At 41.8% G+C, this 7,382-nt stretch carries 8 protein-coding genes; 3 read left to right on the forward strand and 5 right to left on the reverse strand.

The window, feature by feature from the left end; genetic code table 11:
• Positions 1-314: 314 nt before the first annotated feature.
• The 4 genes from VF500_RS29035 to VF500_RS29050 all read right to left on the reverse strand — a co-directional run bounded on the left by VF500_RS29035 (position 315) and on the right by VF500_RS29050 (position 4,163).
• Positions 315-1,403, reverse strand: coding sequence for a tetratricopeptide repeat protein (locus VF500_RS29035; RefSeq protein ID WP_330863002.1), 1,089 nt, complete (start codon positions 1,401-1,403; stop codon positions 315-317).
• Positions 1,404-1,471: 68 nt separating this feature from the next.
• Entirely contained in the window at positions 1,472-2,449 is a 978-nt protein-coding gene (locus VF500_RS29040) for a YeiH family protein (RefSeq protein ID WP_414688601.1), read from the reverse strand.
• A 94-nt stretch (positions 2,450-2,543) separates the two neighbouring features.
• Complete coding sequence (locus tag VF500_RS29045) at positions 2,544-3,398, reverse strand: pirin family protein (protein ID WP_330863003.1); 855 nt, start codon at positions 3,396-3,398, stop codon at positions 2,544-2,546.
• 75 nt (positions 3,399-3,473) lie between these two features.
• The gene (locus VF500_RS29050) at positions 3,474-4,163 is read right to left on the reverse strand and encodes a class I SAM-dependent methyltransferase (protein WP_330863004.1); all 690 of its coding nucleotides are present in this window, start codon (positions 4,161-4,163) and stop codon (positions 3,474-3,476) included.
• A 59-nt stretch (positions 4,164-4,222) separates the two neighbouring features.
• Here VF500_RS29050 and VF500_RS29055 point away from each other — a divergent pair, with 59 nt between their 5' ends.
• Entirely contained in the window at positions 4,223-4,933 is a 711-nt protein-coding gene (locus VF500_RS29055; RefSeq protein WP_330863005.1) for a DUF92 domain-containing protein, read from the forward strand.
• A gap of 18 nt (positions 4,934-4,951) precedes the next feature.
• Positions 4,952-5,734, forward strand: coding sequence for a M90 family metallopeptidase (locus VF500_RS29060; RefSeq protein WP_330863006.1), 783 nt, complete (start codon positions 4,952-4,954; stop codon positions 5,732-5,734).
• Here the strand turns inward: VF500_RS29060 and VF500_RS29065 are convergent, their stop codons facing one another.
• Complete coding sequence (locus tag VF500_RS29065; RefSeq protein WP_330863007.1) at positions 5,735-6,544, reverse strand: MBL fold metallo-hydrolase; 810 nt, start codon at positions 6,542-6,544, stop codon at positions 5,735-5,737.
• 110 nt (positions 6,545-6,654) lie between these two features.
• Between VF500_RS29065 and VF500_RS29070 the strand changes: the two genes are divergently transcribed.
• Positions 6,655-7,314, forward strand: coding sequence for a YceH family protein (locus VF500_RS29070; protein ID WP_330863008.1), 660 nt, complete (start codon positions 6,655-6,657; stop codon positions 7,312-7,314).
• Positions 7,315-7,382: the final 68 nt, after the last annotated feature.

The following is a 7,382-nucleotide window of genomic DNA, read 5'->3' on the forward strand; positions in this document are numbered from 1 at the left end:
AAATTCGAATACTTGTACTTAAAAAAAGAAGGGGCTTATCATTAAACTGCCCCTTCTTTTGACTTGTTCAGATACTTAAGCTATATATAGTTTGGGGTTTACTCTACTAACAAAAGGGGGTTAACAGGGTTAACATAATTCAGAGTTAATGTTTGTTTATATTGTTAATAGTCAGTTAATTAAGTGCTTTTTACGCAAAAAATATGTTAACCCCCCTTTTTGTATAAATATTATCGGCTAAATTTCAATCCATAGGTAAGGGTGATTGTTTTATGGAGGAAGATGACCTGTTTTCAATAAAGTTTTAACTGCTGTTAGTTGTATTGCCAGCGTATAAAATGATTGTTATCGTCCAGTGCTAAGGGGTTTTCGTTAAACCATTTCAGAAAATTATCCCATTTTGTTTTGTTACTGCTTTCCCATGCATTGAATGCGTCCGGCTCTCCCTGCATTAATATCCAGTGGTTGTAGGCTTCTATATTGCCGGATTTGTCTACCAAATCCTGGTAAGTAAACAAGGCATTTGGGTATTTTTTATCAAACTCTCTTTGGAAATAGGACTTCAGGAAATTTTGCCTGATCCTGTCGAGCGAATTTAAGTCGATACTTTTTTCGGTAACGGCTGCAATGCCCATAGTAGGTTCATATATCATGCTGAATGGCAGCTTTAATTGCCCGCCAGCCGCAATCGAACTGGTAGAAATAGTACTTGTTTTACTAAAGCTGATGGCTGTCTTCCCCGGTTCTGTATATTTTATTCCGCTTTGATATCCATTGTACAGCAGTTTGCTGATTTCTTCTGTGCGTTTACTGTTGCGCTCAAGGTTCATGAAAAGTTCGCCATAAATCATTCCCCATAATTTTTCTTCCGAACCAAGGTAAAGTTTTGCCGCCCAATAATAATTTGATGGAAACGATGGCTCGGCCTCAATACCTTTCTCAAAATAGATGATGGCTCTGTTATAGTCCTTCGCTGCGAGTGGGATAACCCCACGTTCAAGGTAGAGGCAACCCGCTTTCGGGAATTTTTTTAATCCCGATTCATATGTGTTTATTGCTTTGTCGCTTTGCCCCAGCATATCATAGCTGTTGCCTAATAACTGATATATGCGGTCAAATGATCCTGGTTTATCCTTTATGTTTTCTAAAACATCAATCGTTTTTTGATACTCTTTCCTGCTGTAATAGCAATAGGTCATTTCATAAGGGTAGGTGAGATTTGATGGATCGAGCTTTTGAGCATCTGTAAGTAAGGCAAGGGCTTCATCAAATTTTCCTTCATCTTCAAGAGACACGGCTTGTTTGCCTTTTTGCAGGGCTGTTTCTTTATCAGTTTGTGCCGAAACGGTAAAACTGAATACAGTTAATAGCAAGGAGATGAAAATAGATCCGGATTTGTTCATTGTGTAAGGTTTATAATACCCTAAAATACTTATTTACCAATCACAATTACAATAGTTGCAACCTGATTTTATTTCGCCAATTGCATCACCGCGTAAAGCGCAGCACCAGATATGGCAACCCAAAGTGCTACTCCCTGCAAAAGCGGTTTCAATCCAACTGATGCCAATACTTTGCGTGAAAGACCTGCACCTATTAAAAACAAAGTAAGTGTTAACCCGGCCTTTGCTATATTAATTACATATGGGCTTATTAACTTTACAACCGGTAAATAAGTGTTAGCTATCATAGCTAATATGAACAGGCCGATAAAATACGGGATACTTACTTTTTTTGATTTGTTCTTGAATAGGAAGGTAGATAAAAATGCTACCGGGATGATCCATAAGGCCCTTGCCAGTTTAACTGTAGTTGCTACTTCCAATGCATGTGTACCATATTTACTTGCTGCCCCAACTACCGAGCTGGTATCGTGAATGGCAATAGCGCACCATAAACCAAACTGGGTTTGTGATAAATTAAGATAATGACCAATCAGCGGGAAAATAAAAAGGGCTATAGAGTTGAGGATAAATACACAGCCCAAAGCTACCGAGATCTGTTTTTCTTCGGCTTTAATAACCGGTGATATGGCGGCAATGGCGCTTCCGCCGCAAATGGCTGTGCCTGATGAGATCAGAAAAGAGGTCTTTTTTTCGATGTTTAACCATCTGCCCATCAAGGTTCCGAATAATAAAGTTCCGGTTATGGACGCAACGGTAAACAGAATGCCTTCCTTGCCGGCCTGCAGGGCGCTATGTACGTTCATGCCGAAGCCTAAACCAACCACTGATACCTGCAATAAAATATGGGTAGCCTTATGATTGAGATGCAAATAGGGGTGACCGGAACATTGTGCTACCACTAAGCCTAAAAATAAAGCTACTGCCGGACTCATGAAAGGCATCAGGCATAACATGATACATATAGCGAAGATAACCTTGCGGGCGTTTTCATTGATGTTCAATAACAGGCCGCCGGTATTGTTTAATTGATGTGGGGTATTCATTTTTCCTTTGTTTTGATGATACAAAGGTGTGTGAATTTATCGCCGGTTTTTTATTATAAAATGCAATCTGTGATAACCAAAAGTTATTATGTATTTAATAGTTTAATGTTCCAAACACGCCATTTTTATAATCAGTAAGGGCTTGTTCAATCTCTTCGGGTGTGTTCATTACAAAGTTATCTTTAGCTGCTACCGGTTCGTCGATAGGTTCGGCCGAGAGGAATAATACCTGCGAATCTTCCTCAGCCAACACCAGAATATCCTCATTCTCTTTTTCAAACACAAGGAGATTATATTGGCTGATGGATTGTCCGTTTACATTAACGCTGCCTTTTATAATATAAAGTAATGCCCAGTAGCCCGGTATAGCTTTGAAATTTGCTTCTTTGCCTGTTGCTATTTTCCCAACGATAGAAATAACCGGGCTGAAGTTTTTGATAGGCCCGGTTTTGTCTTCATAATCTCCGCTTGCTAAATTAAAGTCAAGGCCTTCGCCAATAATTACTTTAGGTAACTGGTCTGCTTTGGCCGATTGATAAAAAGGCTCATCCCATTTTTTACTTTTAGGCGCATTGATCCAAAGCTGGATAAGTTCCTGTACACCGCCCTTTTGCAATAATTCGGCGGTTGGGCCTTCGCTGTGCATAATACCTTTGCCTGCAAACATCCATTGCACATCCCCGGCTTTAATCACCTCGTCATTACCGGCATTGTCCTTATGATAACCCTCGCCCTGTAATATAATAGTATAAGGGCTAAAACCACGATGCGGATGCGGATGGATCCGTAAAGTTTGACCGGGTTCTATCACCTCGGGGCCCATATGGTGCAATACAATAAATGGGTTAGCAAAGCGAAAATCCTTATGGGGCAAAGGCTGGCGCACGGTTTCTTCGGCAGTGATCTTCTTTTCACGGCCAGCAAGGATATGAGTGATGGCTTTTTTCATTGGTTGATGTTGTTGGAATAAAAGTAGTTTATTCTGTAATTAATACAGACAACCAATAACAAAATTACGATGGTTTTACTTGCTGAGTGTTAGCCTTACCAAATATTGTTTAAACTCATCCTCCAACAAAACTTCCATATCAAAACCTGCTTTGTTAACAATAGGCTCCAATGTTTTTTCATCAACATATAGCCAGGGAAACCAGTCGGTTTTTTGACGGCTGTATTGGTATTGATAAAGCAACTCACCGTAATAGCCTTTTTCTGGCAAGCCATCTTCATATAAATAAGCAATGTCCGATGAGTCGAACAGGAGCTGCCCGCCGGGGTTGAGCAGGAGTTTAATATGTTGTAAAAATACTTTGAGGTTTTCAAGCGTCCCGGCAAGGCCAATGCCGTTCATGAGCAGGAGCAGGGTATCATACTTTTGTTCATCGTAAACAAAGATATCGCCTTTAAGCACTTTGTTTACGCCTCGTTCTCTCATTACATCACAAGCCAATGGTGAGATATCCAGTGCAGTACAATCAAAGCCGCGCTCCTGTAATGTTAACGCATGGCTGCCTGCGCCAGCGCCAATATCCAATACGGTCCCGCGGCATTCGTTCATGGCCAGCCACTCAATATCAGGCATATCGTCCTCATCCCTGAAATAAATATCAACAGGCATTTCTTCTTTTGGCCCATATTGATTATTGATCCATAACTTATGGTTAGCTGATTTATGGTAATGATCATGTATGGCCTGGCCCAGTATATCTTTCATGTGCCCAAAAGTATGAATTGAAAGTTTAATTTAGCGGCAATAAATCCCTTTGATTAGCTATGTGGTTAAGTTACGGTTTATTGGCGTTTATTCTGATCGCAGGTGTGGCGTATAGCACAGCGGCCCGTAAACTAACTGTTATAGCTGCTTTAACAGGTGCCGCAGTTGCTGTTTTAGTATTTGCCGGTAATGGTTTTACCGGGTTAGCCATGATGACCACTTTTTTCATTTTAGGTTCGGCTGCAACCTCGGTGCAAAGCAACACCAAGAAGGATCTAAACGCGGATCAAAAAGGAGGGAGGACTTCAGCGCAGGTTTTAGCCAACGCGGGTACCGCGGCTCTATGCGGGATTTTGATCCTGGTATTACCGGTGGTGCATGCGCATGTTTTACAATTGATGATGGCGGCCAGCTTTGCCTCAGCTACCGCTGATACGCTTTCGTCGGAGTTGGGAACGGTTTATGGTAAACGTTTCTTTAACATTATTACGCTAAAGCCGGATGTACGAGGGCTTGATGGTGTGATCAGTTTGGAAGGTACTTTAATTGGAGTAGCCGGCTCTGTTGTTATCGCTATTGTTTGTACTATAGGTTTAGGCTGGACTATAAATATCATCTGGATTGTAGTTGCCGGTACGCTCGGCAATTTAACAGATTCGATTTTAGGTGCTGTGTTTGAGCGTAACGGGATAATCGGTAACAATACCGTGAATTTTTTGAATACCCTGATAGCTGCCCTGTTTATGCTGTTGTTTTACTTTGTTTTATAATTTTATCTATAATAAAAAATGGTTCCTGTTATAGTTTTGATAGTTATCGTACTGGCGGTATTCTTTTTCCTCAATAAAAAGAAAGTAGTAAATGAAGCTCCTGAGGCCTCATTGAATTATAAAACACTTTTGGAGCAAAATATTCCTTATTACCAGCATCTCGACGCTGATCGGAAACTACTATTTGAGCAAAGAGTAGTTGCATTTTTAGCGGATATTACTATTGAAGGTATAGGCACAACGGTGAGCGATGCCGACAAAGTGATGATAGCCGCAAGTGCGGTGATCCCGATATTTGGCTTCGCCGATTGGAAATACCGCAACTTGACCAACGTGATCCTTTACCCGGATACTTTCGATAGCGAGTTTCAGTTTGAAGGCGAAAACAGGAACATTTTAGGAATGGTGGGTTCCGGATATATGAATGGGCAGATGATCCTATCGAGAGCGGCATTAACGAAAGGTTTCAGTAAATCAGCTGGGAAGGAGAATACAGCCATTCATGAGTTTGTACATTTGCTTGATAAATCTGACGGTGCTACGGACGGCGTGCCCGAAAACCTGCTCGCGCATGAATACATAATGCCATGGCTAAAAATGATCCACCAGGAGATCCATAAAATAGAAGCCGGGCGTTCAGATATTAATCCATATGCTATCACCAATGAAGCTGAATTTTTAGCAGTTGTTGCCGAATACTTTTTCCAAAAGCCTACCGAACTAAAGCACAAACATCCCGAGCTTTATGAGATGCTGAGCACCATGTTCTCGCAGGACCTGGCTGATAACGATATCGCCTGATTAAAAGCTTAAGCCAAGCTGCCCCAATGGTTCAGGCTGAACAACCGTACTGCTGATATAATAAACAGGTGTTTCCTGGTGCCTTGAAGCCACGATGATATTGATACCATTGGCACAATTGGTAAACAGATCTTCTACGAGTTTAGGGTCGTTATTGTTTTTGGAAAGATGGGAAAGCAGCAGGTGGGTCATGTGCGGCGGGCGGTGCGTCATGAATAAACTCAGCGCCTGTTTGTTTGATAAATGCCCTTTGCCGCCACGGATGCGCTGTTTTAAGTAATACGGATAGCCACCTTTATCCAGCATATCATCATCATAATTGGCTTCCAAAAAAGCGGCATGGCACTGGCTAAAGTAGCGGATCAGCTGGTCGCATACTATCCCCAGATCGGTAAATACACCAACCTTAACATCGCGGCAGCTTACCATGAAACTATGCGGTTCAGATGCGTCATGTACTTTTGGGAAAGAAGTTATTTCCAGGTCGCCGATAAGTACGGTTTGAAAAGCGCTGAGATGATGAACTTTTGAATGATCAACCCCGCCAAGATGTATCAATGTCCCGGGAGTGATATAAACCGGCAGCTGGTGCTTTTTAGCTAATACCGGGATGCCGCGGATATGATCTGAATGTTCATGCGATACAAATATGGCTTTTACCTTTTGCATGGATAAACCCAGCCGGGCCATGCGTTTTTCAGTTTCGCGGCATGAAATACCTACATCAACCAATATAGCCTCCTGATCGTTCCCCACGTAATAGCAATTGCCATTACTTCCCGAATTTAATGATGTAATGAATAAAGACATTGAAATGCAAAGTAAACTATTTTGATGCTATTATTTCAATCCCAATGATTTTAGCATTCAGAAAATTAGCAATTTTTTTTGACGCTATAAAAACCTGCTTATATTTAGCCATGGATTCACCGCAAACTTTACCCGTACTTGATGCAGAAGAACTACGTGTACTTGGCACTTTAATGGAAAAAGCCAAAACCACGCCCGATTATTATCCCATGACCCTTAACGGACTGGTAGCTGCCTGTAATCAGAAAACATCGCGCAAGCCGGTTACTAATTATGATGATGATACCGTTATTAATGCCCTGAACTCGTTGAAAAGACGTGGGTTGACGTCAACTGCTACGGGAGGTTCTATCCGTAACATTAAATACAAACACAATTTTGCTATTGTATTCCCGGTGATACCGTCGGAAGTGGCTCTGATCTGCCTGCTGATCCTTCGCGGGCCTCAAACCCCCGGTGAGCTAAATACCAACAGCGGCCGCATGTATGAGTTTGATTCGATAGAAGAGGTGCAGGAAATATTAGATAAACTGGCCGGAGGGGAAACGCCTTATATCGTACAATTACCTAAACGTCCCGGTCAAAAAGAGGTTAGATACGCCCATTTATTAGGCGGAACGCCCGAAATTAACGACGATGATTTTGCAGATGAACCAGCTGGCCGTTCGTCTTCGTCGGCATTGGAAGCCCGTTTGGTCAAAGCAGAACAGGAAATTGCTGAATTGAAAGAAACAGTAGGCAGGTTGATGAAGGAATTGGGAGTGGAATAATACTCTTTGGAACCAAGTTTTTTTACCACACCGTTATTGGAGGAAGGAAGCAATCCCCGACTTACAGG

Source organism: Mucilaginibacter sp., assembly GCF_036383575.1.
In the GTDB taxonomy this organism is placed as follows: Bacteria; Bacteroidota; Bacteroidia; order Sphingobacteriales; family Sphingobacteriaceae; genus Mucilaginibacter.